At 68.5% G+C, this 19,274-nt stretch carries 15 protein-coding genes and 2 pseudogenes; 9 read left to right on the forward strand and 8 right to left on the reverse strand.

The features are described 5' to 3' along the window. The first annotated feature begins 261 nt into the window (after window positions 1-261). Together G3I71_RS05300 and G3I71_RS05305 are read left to right on the forward strand one after the other, a co-directional pair. Window positions 262-636: a PadR family transcriptional regulator gene (locus tag G3I71_RS05300; protein WP_037696304.1), complete on the forward strand. Its 375-nt coding sequence runs from the start codon at window positions 262-264 to the stop codon at window positions 634-636. Continuing rightward, entirely contained in the window at window positions 633-1,229 is a 597-nt protein-coding gene (locus G3I71_RS05305) for a hypothetical protein (RefSeq protein ID WP_164312756.1), read from the forward strand. The genes G3I71_RS05300 and G3I71_RS05305 overlap by 4 nt, the downstream gene beginning before the upstream one ends. Window positions 1,230-1,457: 228 nt before the next feature. On the opposite strand, the gene G3I71_RS05310 is transcribed toward G3I71_RS05305, so the two are convergent. Then, a complete protein-coding gene (locus tag G3I71_RS05310) occupies window positions 1,458-1,715 on the reverse strand; it encodes a hypothetical protein (protein ID WP_203729436.1) in 258 nt (85 codons plus the stop codon). A 21-nt stretch (window positions 1,716-1,736) separates the two neighbouring features. Between G3I71_RS05310 and G3I71_RS05315 the strand changes: the two genes are divergently transcribed. After that, complete coding sequence (locus G3I71_RS05315) at window positions 1,737-3,461, forward strand: DapH/DapD/GlmU-related protein (protein ID WP_164312757.1); 1,725 nt, start codon at window positions 1,737-1,739, stop codon at window positions 3,459-3,461. A 328-nt stretch (window positions 3,462-3,789) separates the two neighbouring features. Here the strand turns inward: G3I71_RS05315 and G3I71_RS05320 are convergent. Next, window positions 3,790-4,149, reverse strand: a pseudogene (locus G3I71_RS05320) (metallophosphoesterase); the annotation flags it as partial. A gap of 121 nt (window positions 4,150-4,270) precedes the next feature. On the opposite strand from G3I71_RS05320, the gene G3I71_RS50865 reads away from it, so the two are divergent. After that, window positions 4,271-4,489 carry a hypothetical protein gene (locus G3I71_RS50865; protein ID WP_239148931.1) on the forward strand — a complete coding sequence of 73 codons (219 nt, stop codon included), beginning with the start codon at window positions 4,271-4,273 and terminating at the stop codon, window positions 4,487-4,489. 151 nt (window positions 4,490-4,640) lie between these two features. Then, window positions 4,641-5,900, forward strand: coding sequence for a GNAT family N-acetyltransferase (locus tag G3I71_RS05330; protein ID WP_164312758.1), 1,260 nt, complete (start codon window positions 4,641-4,643; stop codon window positions 5,898-5,900). 639 nt (window positions 5,901-6,539) lie between these two features. On the opposite strand, the pseudogene G3I71_RS50870 reads toward G3I71_RS05330, so the two are convergent. Together G3I71_RS50870 and G3I71_RS05340 are read right to left on the reverse strand one after the other, a co-directional pair. Further along, window positions 6,540-6,647: pseudogene (locus G3I71_RS50870) on the reverse strand (M56 family peptidase); the annotation flags it as partial. Window positions 6,648-6,653: 6 nt separating this feature from the next. Then, on the reverse strand, window positions 6,654-7,055 hold the full coding sequence (locus G3I71_RS05340; protein ID WP_164312759.1) for a BlaI/MecI/CopY family transcriptional regulator: 402 nt from the start codon (window positions 7,053-7,055) through the stop codon (window positions 6,654-6,656). 167 nt (window positions 7,056-7,222) lie between these two features. Here G3I71_RS05340 and G3I71_RS05345 point away from each other — a divergent pair, with 167 nt between their 5' ends. Further along, on the forward strand, window positions 7,223-7,798 hold the full coding sequence (locus G3I71_RS05345; RefSeq protein WP_164312760.1) for a TerD family protein: 576 nt from the start codon (window positions 7,223-7,225) through the stop codon (window positions 7,796-7,798). A 610-nt stretch (window positions 7,799-8,408) separates the two neighbouring features. Here G3I71_RS05345 and G3I71_RS05350 read toward each other — a convergent pair. Then, window positions 8,409-8,687 carry a GlsB/YeaQ/YmgE family stress response membrane protein gene (locus tag G3I71_RS05350; RefSeq protein ID WP_164312761.1) on the reverse strand — a complete coding sequence of 93 codons (279 nt, stop codon included), beginning with the start codon at window positions 8,685-8,687 and terminating at the stop codon, window positions 8,409-8,411. A gap of 917 nt (window positions 8,688-9,604) precedes the next feature. Between G3I71_RS05350 and G3I71_RS05355 the strand changes: the two genes are divergently transcribed. After that, window positions 9,605-10,021, forward strand: coding sequence for a DUF6003 family protein (locus G3I71_RS05355; protein ID WP_164312762.1), 417 nt, complete (start codon window positions 9,605-9,607; stop codon window positions 10,019-10,021). Window positions 10,022-10,545: 524 nt separating this feature from the next. Here G3I71_RS05355 and G3I71_RS05360 read toward each other — a convergent pair. The 3 genes from G3I71_RS05360 to G3I71_RS05370 form a co-directional block, all read right to left on the reverse strand. Continuing rightward, window positions 10,546-11,565, reverse strand: coding sequence for a pectinesterase family protein (locus tag G3I71_RS05360; RefSeq protein ID WP_164312763.1), 1,020 nt, complete (start codon window positions 11,563-11,565; stop codon window positions 10,546-10,548). Between the two features lie 67 nt (window positions 11,566-11,632). Beyond that, window positions 11,633-12,400, reverse strand: a complete 768-nt coding sequence (locus G3I71_RS05365; protein WP_239148934.1) for a rhamnogalacturonan acetylesterase — start codon at window positions 12,398-12,400, stop codon at window positions 11,633-11,635. An 825-nt stretch (window positions 12,401-13,225) separates the two neighbouring features. Next, window positions 13,226-14,059 (reverse strand): DUF1206 domain-containing protein, encoded by an 834-nt coding sequence (locus G3I71_RS05370; RefSeq protein ID WP_164312765.1) that lies wholly within the window; start codon window positions 14,057-14,059, stop codon window positions 13,226-13,228. A gap of 328 nt (window positions 14,060-14,387) precedes the next feature. On the opposite strand from G3I71_RS05370, the gene G3I71_RS05375 reads away from it, so the two are divergent. Both G3I71_RS05375 and G3I71_RS05380 read left to right on the forward strand, forming a co-directional pair. After that, complete coding sequence (locus G3I71_RS05375) at window positions 14,388-15,176, forward strand: DeoR/GlpR family DNA-binding transcription regulator (RefSeq protein WP_164312766.1); 789 nt, start codon at window positions 14,388-14,390, stop codon at window positions 15,174-15,176. Between the two features lie 1,088 nt (window positions 15,177-16,264). Continuing rightward, on the forward strand, window positions 16,265-19,237 hold the full coding sequence (locus tag G3I71_RS05380; protein ID WP_164312980.1) for a TIM-barrel domain-containing protein: 2,973 nt from the start codon (window positions 16,265-16,267) through the stop codon (window positions 19,235-19,237). Window positions 19,238-19,274 lie beyond the last annotated feature (37 nt).

A 19,274-nucleotide genomic window follows, 5' to 3' on the forward strand; every position in this document is an offset into this window, starting at 1 on the left:
AAGGTGTCAGCGGCCCCGTGAAGACCTGGTCCACGACCTTATCCGCCTTGTACAGCGACGGGACGAGCGTCGGGTAGCGCGGTCCAGGGCTCGTCCGGACGGTCACGCGCTGGAGAGGCGGGCTGCCCTGGTCCAACGCGGGTGGACGGCCTGGCAGCGACCCACAAGGCCGTCAGCCCCAGCACCACCGGACCGATGAGTTGAATGGGAGGATCCACCCCCCATATCCACCGGCTTGCGGAACCAGGTATCTTGCATCGCATGGAACCAGGTGATTCGACCAAGCAGGCCCGGGCAGCCGCCCAGCTGCGCAAGGGGGTCCTGGAGTACTGCGTACTCGCACTGATGCGCGACCGCCCCCGCTACGGAGTGGAACTCCTCCATGCCCTGGAGGACTCCGGTGCGCTGGCGACCAGCCAGGGCACGGTCTACCCGCTGCTCTCCCGGCTCCGCCGCGACGACCTGGTCACCACCACCTGGCAGGAGTCCGCCTCCGGACCACCCCGCCGCTACTACGCGCTCACCGACAGCGGCCGGGCCGCACTCGACGAGTTCACCCGCGTCTGGCCCGGTTTCCGCAACGCCGTCGACGCCTTCCTGACCACCCCGCACCCCTCCACCGGAGACCTCGCATGAAGACCTCTGCCGACCCTGTACGCGACTATCTCTCCGCCGTCGAGCGCGAAGCCTCCGCGCTCCCCGCCGACCGTCGACAGGAACTCCTCGGCGACCTCGCCGAACACATAGAGGTGACGCGAGCCGAACACCCTGATGCCGCGATCGGCGAGGTCCTGGCGAAGCTGGGAGACCCCCGCACGATCGCGGCGACGGCACTGGCCGAGGCAGGCGACGGGACCGTCGGAACCGCAGCCCGGAGCGGTGCCGGTGCACCCGCCCGACGGGGCAAGGTGCACCCCTTGATCCCGCTCCTGATGGTCACCCTCTCGATGCCCTTCATGATGGTCTTCCCCGACCACCCCGGGCAGCTGCTCGGCGTCCTGTTCCGCATCACCGGCGCGGTACTTCTCTGCACGTCAGTGCACTGGACCGCCGTCCAGAAAACCACCGGCGTACTGCTCGCCGCCGTCCTGCCGAGTGTCATCATCGGCACCTGGAACCTGTCCAGCGGCGGCCCGGAGGCCGGCACCCCGGCCCTCCTGTCCAACCTGGCGATGCTCGCCCTGATGGCCGGCACGGCAGCATGGCTCTGGCGGGTCCGACGCGCCTGAGGCGTCGTCTGCAGGTATGCGGGTCTGCGGGTTTGTCCAGAGCCGTCGGCCGGCTGGGGCGGTGACGGAGGGGTGCCGGTAAGTGGGTGCGGCGACTGGTCATGAGGGTGAGGGCGGCCCATGTGATGCGGGTTTCGGAGTCAATGGTGCCCCTTGTCCATGCCAACTCCAGGTTGGAGAAGGGTATCCAGGGCGAACGGCCCGAGGCCGACTCCACCCCCCATCCGCTTACAGCCCGCGCTGGTCGTACGGCGTGGAGGCGTTGCGGGCGAGGGATTCCTCTGCCACGGACTGACGGAGGACGTCGTAACCCACGAACTCGAACAGGCGGGTGCCGCGGCATAGCGGTCGGGGTACTCCGGCGAACCGGTGCACACCGACCCCGAAGCCGGCGTCCGGTGCCGGCAACCACCGCAGTTCGAAGCCGTGCGCTTCGAACCAATCGCAGATCACCGGTACCCGGCCGCCCTCTTCCTCGCGCGCCACGCGTCCGCCTAGCGTGCTCACATGGATCACCGACAGCAGCCGTCCGTACACTCGTCCGACCGCTTCGACCACTGTCCCTGGCTGTACGAGAAAGAGGCCACGGAGGAGCAGCGAGCCGCGCAGCGAGAGCGGCAACAGTCTCTCGGCGGGGACAGCGAAGTGGGCGAGCGCTGCTACGTGGCCGGGTCGGCGGCGGTCTTCCCCGACCTCCTGCGACTGGGAGACGACTCGTACATCGCCGCCCACGCCTACGTCACCGGCACCCTGACCACGGGCACGGACTGCACGCTGAACCCGTTCACCGTGGCCCGCGGCACCGTCTCCCTGGGTACCGGCGTACGCATCGGCGCCCACACCTCGCTCCTGGGCTTCAACCACTCGATGGCCCCCGACCAGCCGGTCTTCCGGCAACCCCAGACCAGCCGGGGCATCACCGTGGGCGACGACGTCTGGATCGGCTCCCATGTGGTTGTCGTCGACGGCGTCACGATCGGCGACCACTGCGTGATCGGCGCCGGGGCGGTGGTGACGAAGGACCTACCGGCGTGGACGGTGGCGGCGGGGAATCCGGCGCGGCGGATTCGGGACCGGCGTGAGACGGGGGGCCGCCAGCGGCCAAGCACTCCGGGCGTCGATGACGGTGGCGGCGATGCTCTGGCCCGGTTCGCCGACACCGCCCGTACCCAGGCCGCCGGCATCCTGGCCTGCTGCTGGAACGGCGACACGTACACCGACCGCCCCGGCGCCGCACCCACCGTGCGGGCGCACTGCGATGCCGTGGAGATCGCCGACCTGTTGCTGTCGTCCGCCCCCGAGCAACTGGACAGGACGCAACACATCGAGCGCCTGACGTCCCTCCAGGACCGGGCGACCGGCCTGATACCCGAACTCGGCGAACAGCCACCCGCCATGGACGCCGACGGCTTCATCGGCGAGGGCCCGGCCCTGTACCACGTACTGTCGGTGGGCTATGCGCTGGATCTCCTGGGCGCTTCTTTCCCTCAACCGATCCGCGGGGTAAGCGACATGACGGCCAGTCAACTCGTGACCCGCCTAAAGGAGTTGCCCTGGCAGGACAGCGCATGGGGCGCGGGCGCCTGGATCGACTCCTGGGCCACAGCCGCCCACTGGAACCTACGGCACTCCGCCACCGCCCGTCTTACTCCGGGCGCGCTCGAAGCCCTCTTCGGGTGGCTCCTCACCCGGGCCGACCCCTGGACCGGCATGTGGGGCAGCCCTTCGGCCACCGCCGGCCGCCTCCAGGTGGTGAACGGCTACTACCGGCTCACACGGGGTTCCTTCGCGCAGTTCGGGATGCCCGTCCCACATCCGGAGCAGGTCGTGGACGCGGTACTGGACCACAGTCGCGACGCCCGCTACTTCGGCGCGGGCCGCGAGAACGCCTGCAACGTCCTGGACGTCGCACACCCGTTGTGGCTGTGCACAAGGCAGTTGGGCGGCAGGGGCGGAGGCGACGACACCTACCGGGCGGCCGAGATCCGGGCCTGGGCCGAACGCCGGCTCACCGCCGCCCTGGCGACCTGGCAGGACGGGAAAGGCTTCGGATTCGGGCCGGGTACGGCGGGGCCGGGCCCGGAACCGGGCCTGCAGGGGACGGAGATGTGGCTGGCCATCATCTGGCTGCTGGCAGATCTGGTGGGGCGGTCGGACCGCCTCGGGTACCGGCCACGCGGGGTGCATCGACCCGAACCGGGCGAAGGGCAACAGCCGTTGCGCACCCCTTGAGGGCCCCTCCGGTTCACGGGCGTACGGCTCACCCGGTCGTCCCCTCGCCCGGAGACTTCAGACTGACGCACCGTCAACACAAACGGCCACGGTCATCAGACTGCCCTTCCTGGACACCCCTGAGTGGGCCAGCCATATGAAGGGCTCACCCGATCCCCAGGAAGAACCTAGGGAAGCTGAGCGATGTCCGCGAAGTCTGAGCGACCTGGGTAACGTCTGGCGGTCGAGTGGGGGCGATTCGGGGTCGGGTGGGCCCTTGGGATTGGCAGGCACCGTTGATCGTGCAGTCGGTGTTCGACTGTCCGTCGTCGTGGGTGGGGAGCGGGTGTCACGGGCTGTGGTCGCGTCCGTCCCGTGGGGCGAAGGCTGCGAGGGCGTCGGCGTCGGTCGCGCGAGCGTGCAGGAAATAGTCGGCCCATCCACCGATGCCGGGGTAGGACGAGTTTTGGCTGAGCTGCGTGACTGCGGCCTCGATGTCGAAGTGGGTGGTGCGGAGTTCGAGGCCCGGACCCGGGAAGGCCCGGTGTGCTCCGGTTCGTCCGTAGGGCATGCCGATGCTGCCGGGGTTGATCACAAGTCGGCCGTGGGCGAGGCGGACGTACGGCATACGGGTGTGGCCGCAGACCACCGTGCGGATGTCGGTGTCGAGTCCGCTGAAGACTTCCGCCCAGCGGTCGAGGCGGGAGTCAGCGTCCTGATCGCCACCGCGCGTGGCCCCTGTCAGGTATCACCGAACGGAAACGCTCAGTTGAGGCATCAGCCGACGGCTGCTGACCCTGGACCCGCGCAGACTTGAACACGACGGCCTGTTGACGAGGACTGTTCATCCCAGCATGCCGCCGAAGGCCGAGTACAGCCTCACTGCCATGGTGCGAGAGCTGCACCCCTCCCGCACCGCCTCGTGGAATGGGCGGAGCGGCACCGCCCTGCCATGCCCCAGACCCGGGCTGCCTACGACTCCATGGGTCTGGCGACGCGGACACGTCAGCCTCACCCGTGGCCGGAGGGCGCTGATTGTGCTGGCCTGATTACGTCCGCAGCCAGGAGTGGTAGCGGTACACCCGTGGTCAGTGGTCGGTTTGGTAGCTCGGCGAGCAATTAATCGGTTGTGTACAGGGGATGGCGGTGGGTGCAATATCCGGCATGGTTATTCAGGTCCGGCCGCCGAGGCGCGATGAGATGAACGCGTACTACCTGGCTCTGCCTTACGCGAACGGACTGCCGAGCTGGGAGCCGGCCGATGCCGCTTGGCATTGCGGTCCGGAGCCGTGGCCTCCGCAGCGCACTCCGGCAACCGCCGAGCAGCTTGAGAAGTGGGCAGAAGCCGACGCCAAGGACGAGTCCTTCCATCCGATTGCGGCATTCGCCGACGATGCGTGCGTCGGCGCATCGGCAACGATCTCCTTCGATGTGACAGTCCCCGGCGGAGGTACGGTCAAGATGGCCGGCGTCACTGCTACCGCGGTGATCGCCACACACCGCCGACGTGGTCACCTGCGGCGGATGATGCAGGCCATGTTCGAGGCGGCCTTGGACCGGGGCGAGCCGTTGGCAATGCTCAGCGCGAGCGAAGGCGGCATCTACGGCCGATTCGGTTTCTCGCCGGCGACCTATCGGGTGCGGTGGGAGCTGGACCGCCACGAGGCGGCCCTCCTTCCGGCAGCGCCCGACCCTGGTTCGCTGGAGCTGGTCGACGCCACGCAGGCGAGGAAGTTCTGGCCCATGGTGCACGCGGAGGTGCGTGCATACCGTGTCGGTGAGCTCGCCCCCTTGCCCGGGCGCTGGGACGGGCTGTCCGATGACGCCGACGGCACGAACGGGCCGCTGCGGTATCTCGTCCACCGTGACCTGCACGGCGATGTGGACGGCATAGCCAACTTTCGCCTGCCGTGGTCCTCGGCAGTGGGCAACGCGGGAACGCTCGTCGTTGAGGCGTTGGAGGCGACGAACCCGGTGGCCTATCGCGCCCTGTGGAGTCTGCTGGTCGACTTCGACCTCACGAGGACCATCGTGGCGCCCGGCCGTCCGCGCGACGAACCACTGCGGTGGATGCTCGCGAGCCCACGGGCGATGCGCATCACCCGCCAGTCGGACAACCTGTGGGCACGCCTGCTCGACGTCCCCCGCGCCCTGACACAACGTTCGTACGACACGGCCGGCGAGTTGGCGTTCACCATCGACGACGACCGAATGTGCCCGGCGAACAACCGGACATGGTTTCTCCGCACAGGCGGTGCCACGGCGACCTGCGTCGCCACCGACCAGGAGGCGGACCTGACCATCACGGTGCCGGCGCTCAGTTCGCTCTACTTCGGAGGCATGTCGGCGCACGACCTGACGTACGCGGGCCACATCACTCCGCACTCCGACGGCGCGATCGGACAGCTGGCCCGGCTGTTCCGCACCGACCCCGAACCGCACAACTCCTTCGGCTTCTAGGCCAGGCCTCGATGCCTGGCCGTGTCACGCCGCCGACGGCAGGGGCTCCGAGTGCCCCCATACCGGATCGTTCGTGTCCATGAAGCTTCCCCGACCCACTCTGGATCCGACGCGCCCTGGCCTCGCAGCAGGTGAGCTGGCGTCGGGAGTCCTCGGTGTTCCCTGTGCCGACGAACCAGCCATCCGTCCGCGCGCACATCCCACCGGCTGGGAGGGCTGAGTCGTCCCACAAGGGGTAGCCGAGCCGAGGAAGGCACTCGCCAGTACCAAGGGATGGAACCGCATGTCACGCATGATGGAACGTATCAAGCAGTTCGCAAGGAGCCCCCAAGGGCGTCGTACGGCCGAGCAGGCGCGGCGGGCCGCAGCCGACCCCCGTCGCCGGAGCCAGGCCAAGAGCCTGCTGAGCAAATTCCGCGGTCGCCGCTGACCACGTCCGCCGCGCGGTCCGGCAGTCGCAGAAACGGCCCGGAAGCATGATGCCAACGCGAACGGCTCCCGGACGGCATCGTGATGCAGCAGACCCATTTCCCACGGCCTTCGTCCTGGTCAGGTGCCTCTTTGGTCGGAGCACAGGATCAGACGGAAGCCGTGTTCGCATCCCCTGAACCCTCGTATGAGCGAGTGCGGTCGTTTTGAAGTTGGCAACCGAGTCGCGGTACGTGGATGGAGATGCTGCTCGGCAAGGCGGGCGACCGGCCACGCCGTCAACGGCCGTACCAGTGGCAGAAAGGCGAAGACCCCCATGGGGTGTCAGTCTTCCCCTCCGTCGCGGGATCCGTCGCGGGATCGGCCCAGAAGTTCGCGCAGCAGCCGCTCGTCGTCCGGACCGAGGCTGGTGACGAAACTCGCCAGTACGGCCTGCCGGTCCCCCTCGTTGTCGAGCACCCGGCGCATCTTGTGGGCGGCCAGCCCGGCCTGGTCCGCCACGGGCAGCCATGCGAAGGACCGGCCGACCCGTTCGCGGGTGACCACACCCTTGGCCAGCAGCCGGGTCAGGATCGTGATGACGGTCGTATAGGCGAGATCGCTCCCCAGGTGCTCCTGCACCCAGCCTCCCGTCGCAGGCCCGTCCGCCTCCCGCAGTGCGGACAGCACCAGCGCCTCCAGCTCGCCCTGCCCCCGTCGCCCGGGACACTGCCGGTGATCCGTCACGCCCTGTCTCCCCTCCGCTGCCGCGCACTTCACGGGCGCTCCATCGTAAGGACACCCGGGATCTCGCGCCCGCATCACACCCCATCACCACTCCACCCTATTTCTACAGTGCTGTAGATTATCTTCGGGTGCAACCGCACCGCAGGATCTCAACCAGGAGGAATACAGTGGGAGTTTCCCTGTCCAAGGGCGGCAACGTCTCGCTCAGCAAAGAGGCCCCGGGCTTGACCGCCGTCCTGGTCGGCCTCGGCTGGGACGTCCGGACGACCACCGGCACCGACTTCGACCTCGACGCCTCCGCCCTCCTTCTGGACGCCTCGGGCAAGGTTCTCTCGGACGGGCACTTCGTCTTCTACAACAACCTCACCAGCCCGGACGGATCCGTCGAGCACACCGGGGACAACCTCACCGGCGAGGGCGAGGGCGACGACGAGTCGATCAAGGTGAACCTGGCAGGCGTACCCGCCGAGGTCGACCGGATCGTCTTCCCGGTCTCCATCCACGACGCCGACAACCGCGGCCAGAGCTTCGGCCAGGTCCGGGGCGCCTTCATTCGCATCGTCAACCAGGCGGGCGGGCAGGAGATCGCGCGTTACGACCTGTCCGAGGACGCCTCCTCCGAGACCGCGATGGTCTTCGGCGAGCTGTACCGGAGCGGCGCCGAGTGGAAGTTCCGCGCGGTCGGCCAGGGATACGCCTCCGGGCTGGCCGGGATCGCCTCCGACTTCGGCGTCAGCATCTGACCCAGGCCGACTCGCCCCACCGGGCCCTGCCCTCTCAAAGGGTGGGCCCGGTGGCCGACGCGCCACCATGTGGCCGACCCGACTCGCCCCCCACCCGGAGGACCGGCCGGACTTCGAAGCGATACTTCGGCTGGCGATGAGCGGCTGCGGCTCCGACATCGGGAAGCCCCGCTCGCCGACTCCACCGGGCAGACCGCGGTCCCGATGCGCATACTCTTGTTCGCTCTCGGCCGCCGGGGCCGAGCAGTGACCTGTCGGGTTGTCGCTGTCCAGGAGGTCGTGGGTGCCGTGGGTGCCGTGGGTGCAATGCGTCGGTGGGCTGTTGGAACCGACCACACCACCGAGATGATCTCGGCCTACGGAATTCCTGCCGGCGCCACGTCTGTCTGCACTTCGTCGCGCACATCTCAAAGTACGCCGACACCAGCAGTCCGTAACCCAACCGGACAGTCATCTGCTCGACGAGTAACTGGTTTTGCAGACGCCTCACGAGACAACACGGCATCACCAAGCCCGTATGGCCTGTTGCTCCTCCGGCAGACCGACGGCTCCCGTCCTGCGAACAGGAGGGAGCCGTCCAGCGCGTCGCACGCGTATTGCCGTCAGCAGGTCATGCGTGACGGCTCGAATGCCGGTTACCGGTGACGACGCGGTAGAGGGCGAGCAGGATGAAGGAGCCGACGATCGCGGCGATCCAGGTCGAGATGTCGAAGAACCCGTCGATGGAGTCGACGCCGAAGATCACCTTGCCGAGCCAGCCGCCGAGCAGACCGCCGGCGATGCCGATGAGCATGGTGATGATGATGCCGCCAGGATCCTTGCCCGGCATCAGGGCCTTGGCGATGACGCCGGCGAGCAGGCCGATGATGATCCACGCGATGATGCCCATGGTTTTCTCCGCTTCCAGATAAAGGCTGTGTCAGCTCATCGTCTGTACCGATTCCGCTCGGACAAACGTCTTTTCCGTATCTCAGCCCCGTCAGACCTTGATCGAAATGAGCTGTCCGGCAACACATGGGCCCAACGACCCAGCGCACTGGGCCAGGAGTTGACGTTGTGGTGGCGGCGTACTCGGCCACGGGCGCCTGGCCGCCCCGGGAGCGTTCGCGCTCGATGATGGCGCCGACTGTTCATCTGTATGTGGCTGCGGAGGGGACAGTGTCCCCGGGCCTCACCTACAGCCCATGGGGAAGATCGTTCGGCTGAAGCCCCATGGAGCCTTTCGCCGCGAGGCGACCGCCCTCCGCACGTCACCACCGCAGCGCCCTGGCTGGTCTCCCCCGTCCAGCCGGGGCTTTCGCGTTCCCCGGGAGGGCGCCACAGTCGTGAGCACAGGGAGTTCAGGTTCTCCTACCAGCGGGCCCGCTCGGATCTGAACGGGCGGTGCTGCGAGGTCTGTTCGGGCCGCCAACGGCCCCCGGCGCAATACGGATCGCCACTCACGGTCACCGGGTGGGTAGGTACACCGGTCCGCGTCCAGATAGGCCCGCCACCTCTCGGACGACGGCCGCCGTCGTCGTCCACTTTCAGGATCCCGGTGGACGGTGACCTGCTCGCGGGCGCGGCCGGTGGCGAGCATCGTGCGGCGTCGCCTGCTGGTGCGCACGCCAACCGTCGTCGCTCTCCATCACACGGCACCTGGAGCAGTGATTGGTGACGGCGCCAACGTCGTTTCCCGCTCAGTGAGTTGACGGGCCTGGCCATCCACCCGGGTGAGTTGGCGATTCACTTGGGGTCGGAGCGCCTTCCGAGGGTATTGGCATCACGTTCGTGTTCAATTTTCTGCGAGAGAGTGGTGCCACAATCATGGCCGACGATGCCTTGTTGTTCGTTCTCCCCGAGCGTCATCCGCGTCTGGGCGCAGCCCTGGCCACCGTCGGGGAGTTGGAGTGTGCCGAGACCCCTGCGGTGCTGGGATGGCTGAGCGCGCATGGCGTCCCCGCCTCCTCGGAGTGCGTCAGGATCGTCCCCTCTGGGGCCGAGGTGCTCATCCCCGACGATGCGGAGCGTCTGCCAGTCCCCCTGAGCGAGGAGGAGACGGTGCGGGTGGAGCAGGCCTGCGCGCCCCGCTCCGTGACGGACATGGAGTCCGAACTGCTCAGCTTCCGGGACACCACCCAGGACTGGCGGTCCCTGGTCCACCGGGCGCTCACCTCCGGGATTCCCGCACAGCGCATCGCGCAGCTCACCGGCCTGGACCCGCAGGACATCATCCAGGGTTGACTGCAGCTGTTGGTTTTGCCTGTGTTTCCTGGGTTCGGCTGTATATCAGGGTCTGTCGGCGGCCGGGCCGGTACGCGTTGTTCTCACATGGTTGAGCGACAGGTGAACTGATCTGTGGATAGCTCGTGTTGGGCCTCTGTAGCGTCCCGGAAATGGAACTCCTTCGTCTGTCGGTAGCCGCGCGTCGGGTGGGTCTGCATCCCGACACCCTGCGGGTATGGGCGGATGCGGGCAGGGTTCCCGTGGTGTGGGTGGGGCGGGAGCGCCGGTTTTCGACGCAGGCGCTCGCGGAGTTGATCGAGGGTGAAAGTCCTGAGGTGCCGACCCGGCGCGAGGCGATGTACGTACGGGCGTCGGGCCGGACGGGTCAGGAGTCGTCCATGGCCGCGCAGGAGGCGGAGTTGCGGACCCGGGACACGGTCCGCTTCGCCGTTCCCCTGAAGAACCGTCAAGGCCCGTGCATGAAGATCGTCGTCCGCCACGCGGCGAGTCGGTCCGTGACCGACTCGCCGCAGCCGGTTCCCCTACTGCACCGGGTTCCAACTGTCATTGCCGGCCAGGTAGTTCTGGGCGGTGTAGCTCGCGGCCGTCGAGGCGCTGATCTGTGGCCGGTCGCTGGTTCCCTGAGTGACGCCGGAGCCGGTGTTGTTGTACTCCGAGAACCGGCAGGTCTTCCAGGAGAAGCCGCCCATGTCCTGCCAGGCACCGGCCTGCCGGATGTGGCCGCCGAGCGTGGAGTCCCGGACGAGCACCTGGCCTGTCGCGTCCGCGGCGCCGCCGGCGTGCCAGCAGCGGCCCAGCGCCACCGTCTGCGAGGCGGCGGTGCTCAGCAGGGTCGACCGGGTGATCAGGATGCCGTACTTGTTGCTGGTGTTGGTGGCCGCGGCGGTGATGTAGCCGTTGTTGGTACTGGCGCGGTCGAGCGAGCGGATCGTCGAACTGTCGATCACCAGCGCCCCGTTGCCGTAGATGAAGTCGACGGCACCCTCGATGTAGCTCTTGTAGACGTACTGGCGGACCTGCGAACTGCCGGTGCCGCCCCAGGACAGGAAGGTGTCCTGGTAGCCGAGCAACCGGACGTTACGGTAGAACTGCCGGTCGCCGCCCGCATACAGAGCCAGGGCCTGACTGTCGTGGGCAGCGTAGGTGTTGGCGATCGTGAGGCCCTTGATCGTGGTGTTCGCGGCCATGTTCAGCACGGTGGCACTGCCGGCCGTCCCGGCGGTGGAGGCCGGGGCGCTACCGGTGATCACGATGTCGGTCGCGGTGCCCGTGGCACCCTGCAGGGTGATGCCGGACTTGCCCGACGGAATGGACACCTGACCCTGGTAGGTGCCGGCCTTGATCGTGATGACGGTTCCCGTGGAGGCGGCCGCGACGGCTGCCTGGACGGTGGTGTAGTTGCCCGAACCATCGGCGGCGACCGTGATCGCGGTGGCGGCCGAGGCATTGTCGGTGCCGACGGTGACGGCTGCGGCCACGATGACTAAAGCGGCGACGGTCGCGCGGGCGCTCGTGAATCGGCGTCTGGCAAGGAGGGGCATGTGGGGCTGCTTTCTCTTGGCCGCGGCGGGGCGCGGCGGACGGATCACACGGAGGGGTTACGGGTGCTCAGTAGGGTGCGGTGGCGGGCCAGACGATCGCGCTGGTGGGGATCGCGTCGTCGAGTTTCTGGAAGTCGGCCGCGGGGATGACGGCTCCGCTGCTGAGCGAACGGGCGATCAGCCGGGCAACCTGGATCGCGCCGTACGCCTGGAAGTGGGTGTTGTCCTCTATGCCGTCCGGGTAGTTGGGGTACACCCCGGCCGGCAGGATCATGAAGTAGTTCTTGGTGCCCACGACTCCCTGCGCGTTCCACAGCCGCGTGCTGGAGGCGGTCAGGTCGATCAGCGGCACACCTTTGGCCGTGGCGAGTTCGATCATGGCGGCCGGGTACGCGCCATGACTGGCCGTGATGACGCCGGCGCTGTTGAAGCGGCGGCGCTCGACCGGCGTGATGAGGACCGGGTTCGCTCCCTTGGCCCGCGCCTTGTCGATGTACTGCGACAGGTACGACTTGTACGTCGTCGCCGGGATCGTGTAGCGGGTGGGGTCGTCGGACTTCTCGTCGTTGTGCCCGAACGAGATGAGCAGGTAGTCGCCCTTGGTGATGAGGCCGAGGATGTGGTCGAGCCGGCCGAGGTCGATGAAACTCTTGGAGCTGGCGCCCGACTTGGCGACGTTCACGACCACCGCGTTGGAGTTGAAGAAGACGGGGATGGCCTGTCCCCAGCCGGTCCGGGGCGCCTGGCCGGTGGTATAGGTCGACGCGGTCGAGTCGCCGGCGACGTACACGTGCACGGGGGTCGCGGCAGACGCGGCGGTCGTGCCGCGGCTCAACAGGATGAGCGGCAGCGCACCCAAGCACACTGCCAGGGCCAACAGCGCGCGCCAGGGTCGCGGAAGAGCATGCCAACGAGGTCTACAGCTCACGGTCGCACTCCTTTCGACACACCGCCGTACGGCGGAGTCGGGCATCGTTTCGTTCGGTCAATGGGCAGCCCGTCGCGCGAGATTGGCACCACCCGGGTATGGAGATCTTCCGCTTCAGGCTCAACCTGACCTCGCGAGCCCGCGCCCCATTCCCTTACCGACCAACACGTAGCCGAGCGCCACGGGGTTCGATACCCGGCACATCGTCAACCTGGTGGGCCGGCCCCGCTCGGTGCGCACGACGGGCCGGAGGCCGGACATTCTCCGCGCTGCCTCCTGGAGGCGGCCATGGGCACCGGTCCGGGACGACTCGGGGGCCGAGGAGGGCTTCAGCGACTACGGGCGGCCGGCACGGCTGCTCGGCGCCGCTCGCACCCTGTGGTGGAAGACCGGCTCCGCCCTCCTCAGCGGATTCGGGGCCGTCCAGGCCCTGCTCCTGAGGGACCACACCGTCGGCGCAGTGAAACCTCTTCCGCGTCGCCCCGGCTCCTTCGGCCCGCCCGCCACACTCGTCGCTCAGGCGATGGCCGACGTCGTCACCGTCAGCCCTTCCTCCACGGCAACGGTCCGCCTACCCCCGTATCGGCCTCAACGAATGGCTGCAGACCGCGCCGAACAGCCGCGTACTGAGCTAACGGGTTACGGGACTTGCCGCCCGAACAATCTTGGCGCGGGCTGTCTCGCCTCCGCTGCCGCCGCCGGAGCGGCTCTGGCAGTGGCTCGGGGCAGCGTTCACAGTCGGCGCCAGCGGGCCGAGGCGAAGGAGAAGACGCCGAAGAGGATCAGGCCGATCGCGACGGCGACCAGGAGCCACGGTCCCGCCGGTGTCTGTGCGAAGCTCCGGAGCGTCGCGTCCACGCCCTTGGCCTCGTCCGGGTCGAAGCGGACGGCTGCCACCAGGATGAAGACTCCGGCCGCGGCGAACACGACGCCACGCGCCACGCCTCCGCCCACGCCCAGAGCGGTGACGACCTGCTTCGTACGACGGCTCATGGTGGCGGTGTCCAGCTGCCGCAGGAAGCTTCGCATGGCCGCCCGGACGGCGAGTACCGCGCCGACGCCGATCAGGAGACAGCCCGCGGCCCCCACCAGCACCTGGCCGTACGACAGTTCGAGCGCCGACGCCGTCCAGTCCTGCGACTGCTCGTTGCTGCTGGAGCCCTGGCCGCCGCCGGCGGCGTACACCGCCGTGGCCCAGCAGACTGAGGCGTAGAAGACCGCCCGGCCACCGTCGAGGAGTCGCGCACCCACCTTCCGACGGGGCCCCCTGGTCAGCACGGCACGGGATCCCCGCCAGAGCGCCATGGATCCGAAGCCGACCGCCAGGGCCCACAGCATCGCTTTCCCGAAGGGCTGTGTCGCGATCTCGTGCAGCGCGCCCTGCCGGTCCGCCTGGCCGCCGCCGCTCCCGACGGCGATCCGGATGGACAACAGTCCGATCAGTACGTACACGATGCCGCGCGCGACGAAGCCCGCCCGCCCTGCGGCGGTCAGCGTCTCGCGCTCCGTGGAACGGACCGCGGACTTCGCGGCCCGGCCGCGCCCTTGCGTGTTGGACGACGTCACGATGCCCTCCCCATGGTGCGGGCGCTCGAGATGCGCCCACAGCCCCAAGTGCCCCGGGCCGGGAGGTTGATGCGCACACCCGGTGGAAGGGCGTTCGGTGGCTGGAGCCGCTGTTCGTGGAAGAGCGGAGCTTCAGCTGTTCGGGATGCGGCGGGCCGGCGGTCACGAGTTCCGCAGTCGAGCCGGTCACCCGTGCCAGGTAGGCCGCAAGGCCTGTGAGACGTGCAGGGTTTTGCTTGTTTCGGGACTATAAAAATTCAATCAAGCGCTGTGGTTTCATGGAAGTGCGCACGTCGTGGCGCACACCGTCGACAGAGAGTTGTGAGACATGGCGGCACCGCAGGTCCGGTGGAGCGCGCTGCTGGAGATGCTGACGCGCGACGGGCGGATCGAAGTGGAGGGGGCCGCCGCGGAGTTGAGGGTCTCGGCCGCGACGATCAGGCGCGACCTCGACGAGCTGGCCCGCCAGCAGATGGTCACCCGCACGCACGGCGGAGCCGCGCTCAACGCGATCGCCTACGACCTGCCCCTGCGCTACAAGGCCGCGCGCAACGCTCCGGAGAAGGAGCGGATCGCGCACGCTGCCGCAGGGCTGGTGAAGGCCGGTGCCGTGGTGGGGCTGAACGGCGGCACCACCACCACCGAGGTGGCACGGGCCCTGGCGACCCGCGCCGACCTGGGTTCCGGTGGCTCGGAGACGGCGCTCACCGTGGTGACCAACGCGCTGAACATCGCCAACGAGTTGGTCGTGCGGCGGCACGTCAAGCTCGTGGTGACCGGTGGAGTTGCCCGGCCGGCGTCCTACGAGCTGATCGGGCCGCTGGCCACCGAACTGCTCGCGGAGATCGCACTGGACCAGGTCTTCATAGGGGTCGATGCCATCGACGTGGCCCACGGGGCCACCGCCCACCACGAGGGCGAGGCGAGCATCAACCGGGCGCTGGCCCGCCGCGCGCAGCAGGTCGTCGCGGTCGCCGACTCCACCAAGCTGAACCGGCGGGCCTTCGCCCGTATCTGCCCGGTGGAGGACATCGACGTCCTGGTGACCGACAAGGCCGCCTCGGACGAGCTGGCCAAGTCGTTCGCGGCAGCCGGCGTGGAGGTCATCCGCGCCTGACTTCGCAGCCCGCTCCCGACCGGGCATCGCGAGCGGGAGCACGACCCTGGTGAGGGGGCCGATCGGGCCGGTGCCGTCGAGCCGGGCCGCCCGCTCCAGTTCCTTGGGAATGCTCGCGAGGTACGCGTTGAGGATCCACGCACAGAGCTGGCCGTCTCCCGATGGATGCCGACCAGCAGCGCGGGTCGGCGTGAACATCTGCGTGACAAGTGCGAGCAACAGGAAAACGCCGGCCCGCGGAAGGATGCCGGGCGGTGCAGTACTCGGCGGGCAGTCCGACGGCCGGGGCGAGCAGCGTCGACGCTCCGGCGACGTACAGCAAGCCGGTTCGAGCGCTGTCACCAGCATCTGCGCGTAGGACGCGCGCGAAAGGTCGGCGCCACCAGCCATCCGACGGGGCGAGCCCTCGGCCGACTCCCGCAGCAGGGGCACTCGGCACTGGCCGAACCCCTGTCGGCCAAAGTGATCGAGGCCGAGCAGTTCACCTTCCTGGGGCAGGGCCGGGGGTTCGGGGTCACCCAGGAGGCGGCACTGAAGATGCGTGGGGCGAGACCCGGCAGCCTGGCCGTCCGGCCGGTCTCACCGACGAAATCGCTCGCACCGGTGGGCAGTTGGTGGCGCCCAGCCGGCGCTCCCTGGCCGACCTCATCGTGGTGCGCCGGCCGGCTGCCACCGTCGCCTCGGCACATGGCCCCGACCCGGACAATCCGAGCCATCTGACCCGTTCCGTGATCCTCGCCCGAGGAAATTTACCCGTCCGTTACGAACGGTTTCCGGGCTCGTCGACGCCTCTCGGGGGGACCCGGGACCGACCGCCACCAGGTACAAGAGCTGCTCCACGAGTACCCCCTTGCCCCTTGAGGGACCACATGTCCCGCCTGTTGACAGGTGGCGGCTGCCGCAAGAACATGAGCGAAATCGCTTGAATCTTGCATCTGCACGCAGAATCAAGCAGACCGCATGCCATCGGCACCCAGCTTCACAGCTCCTGAGTCACCGTCACCGTCCTGTCCGACAGGAGGACACGAGTGCACGCCCGACTGAGCAGTCCCGGCGGTCTGTTACTCACTGCCGCACTGACCGGCGCCATGCTGATGGCGCCCGTCACCGGCTCTGCCGCGGCAACGACCGCCGCCCGCCCCACCACCACCGCCAAGGGCGGGCCGAAGGTGGCCCGCACCGCTCACGCCGTCACGGTCTCCGTACCTGCCTCCACCGGCGCCCCCGGCTACACCCTCGACGTGGCCACCGACGAACTCGCCCTCACCACACGCCGTGCCGGGAAGACCGTGCTCGCCACCGCCTCCGGCGACACCGGCGCCCTGCGCTTCACCTCGGCCGACGGCACGTGGCAGCACGCGACCGGCGTCACCGGCTGGACGTGGAAGGACGGCGTCCTGACCGTCACCGCCGACAGCACCCTCGACGACGCCACGGTGGCGGCCCGGATCACCCCGGGGGCCGACCGTTACCAGCTCGACTGGGACGTCCACGGCGGCGCACCGAAGCAGCTGGGCCTCGCCTACGACCTGTCATCGGCGGGCCACTGGTACGGCCACGGCGAGGCGGAGACCCCGCAGGGCGGTCCCGGCGTCGACCAGCCCTGGCCGCTCGACGCCGGCGAGGTGGACCACGAAACCTTCGGCCCGGCGTCGTACAACATGATCGACCCGTTCTGGTACACCTCCAGCTCGACCGGTCTGCGCGTCGACACCGGGGACGTCATGGACGTGGCGATCAACAAGGGCAAGGACGGCCTCGGCACCTTCACCGTCGAGTCGTCCGACACCTACAAGGCCACCGTGTTCGTCGAGTCGACCCCGCTGGGGGTCTACCGCGACTACATCGGCATCGTCGGCAAACCGGCCAAGTCCGACGCCACCTACGAGCAGTACGCCAAGCCGCTGTGGAATTCCTGGGCGCAGTTCTACACCAGGGTCGACCAGGAAAAGCTGCTCGACTACGCCACCGGCCTCCACGACAACGGTCTGGACGGGCACACCATCCAGCTCGACGACAAGTGGGAGTCGAACTACGGCAATCTGACCTGGGATCCCAAGACCTTCCCCGACCCCAAAGGCCTGTCCGACAAGATCCACGGCATGGGGTTCGACTTCGGCATCTGGGTCACCCTGTGGATCAACCTGGACTCCGACAACCACCGGTACGCGGTCGACCACGGCTATCTGCTCATGGACGCCGGGGACACGACCAAGCCGTGTGAGGTGACCTGGTGGAACGGCCAGGCCGGGATCATCGACCTGGCGAACCCAGAAGCCAAGGCCTGGTACGAGGGCAACCTCAAGAACCTGATGGACACGTACGACATCGACGGTCTGAAGTTCGACACCCGCTTCTTCGACGAGAAGTGCGCCCCGCGTGAGGGCCACCGGGCCACGGACTACCAGAAGCTCGGCACCCAGCTCGCCGACGAGTTCGACCTCCAGGGCGCGGGCATCCGGGTGCACTGGAACCGGACGGCCCACGAAGCCGGCTTCGTCACCCGCCAGGTCGACAAGGGCACCGGCTGGGACTCCCTGCGTGCCTCCGCCACCCAGAACCTGGCCATCTCCACCATCGGCTACCCGTTCGTCGAGTCCGACATGATCGGCGGCTCCGGCGGCCAGCCGGCACCGTCGAAGGACGTGCTGGTGAGGTGGGCGCAGTCCGCCTCACTGATGCCGCTGATGTACGCCTCGACGTCGCCGGTCGGCACCTTCGACACCACCACCGGCCAGAAGGTGGACTACGACCAGGAGACGGTCGACCTCTACCGGCAGGCGATCAAGACGCACGAGAAGCTCGCCCCGTACATCTGGGACCAGGTGCAGGGAACCCTCAAGACCGGCGATCCGATCATGCGGCCGCTGTTCTTCGACTTCCCGAAGGACGAGGCGAGTTACACGGTCACCGACGAGTGGATGCTCGGCCCGGCCGTGCTGGCCGCGCCCAAGCTGAGCAGCGGCGCCACCCGCTCCGTCCATCTCCCGCCGGGCACCTGGTACGACGTCAACCAGGGCACCGTGATCCGCGGCCCGAAGAATCTCAAGGGGTACGCGGCGCCGCTCGGCGTCACCCCGGCCTTCGTGAACCTCAAGGCCAAGGGCGCCGCCAAGGCCGTCAAGGCACTCAAGCGCGACGACGCTCCGGCCGCCTCCGTCCTGATCAGCCCGGACGCCCCGTCCACCGACTCCGGTACGCCGTTCCAGTTGACCACCGAAGTGACCAACTGGGGCGCCAGGACCCTCAGGAACGTCAAGGCGGCACTGGACCTGCCCGTCGGCTGGAGCGCCGAGGCGACCACCGGCCCGACCGCCGCGAAGTCCCTCAGGAACGGCGCCACCCTCACCACCACGTGGACGGTGACCCCGGCCGACGGCGCCCGTTGGGGCAGCCACGACCTCACCGGCAACGCCGCCTACCACGCGTACGACGGGTCGCAGAAGGTGTCCGACACCGTGCAGGCACGGGTAAGAGCCGCCCCGGGCAGTGTGCGGGAGCCCTATCTGACAGCCGACACGACCTCCGGGGGTGCCCAGTACGCACAGAGCGGCGACCAGTTCGCCATCTGGGCGGGCGGCCAGGACCTGTCCGGCTGGAAGGACGAGAAGGGCCTCGTCTATCTCGACGACACGGCAGGCGAAAAGGCCACCGTGCAGGTGCAGTTGGTCTCCCAGAACAGCGCATCACCGGTCGGCAAGGCGGGCATCGTCGTCGCCAACGACCTGACAGCGCCGGAGAAGGGCGGCTACGCGGTGCTGGTCATGACCCAGAGTTACGGCCTGGAGTTCATGACCGACAGCGACGGCGACGGACGGCTCGACACGTGGGCGGGCGGTGGTTCCACCTACCACCCGGCGTATCTCAGGCTGACCCGAAACGGCGCCACCTACACCGCGTACGCCAGTAGGGACGGCGAGACCTGGTCGCAGGTCGGCGCCGCCCAGGTGCCGTCGGCCGCCGGCACCGGCGACGCCGGGATGGTCGCCAGCGCGGCCAACGTGAACTACCCCGGCGAGAACATCGAAGCCGTCTTCAGCGGATTCGCCGTCACGTCCTGACACCACAGCGCAGGCGCCACTGATCCCCAAGAGAGGG

The sequence above is a fragment of the Streptomyces sp. SID12501 genome, assembly GCF_010550245.1.
Lineage (GTDB): Bacteria > Actinomycetota > Actinomycetes > Streptomycetales > Streptomycetaceae > Streptomyces.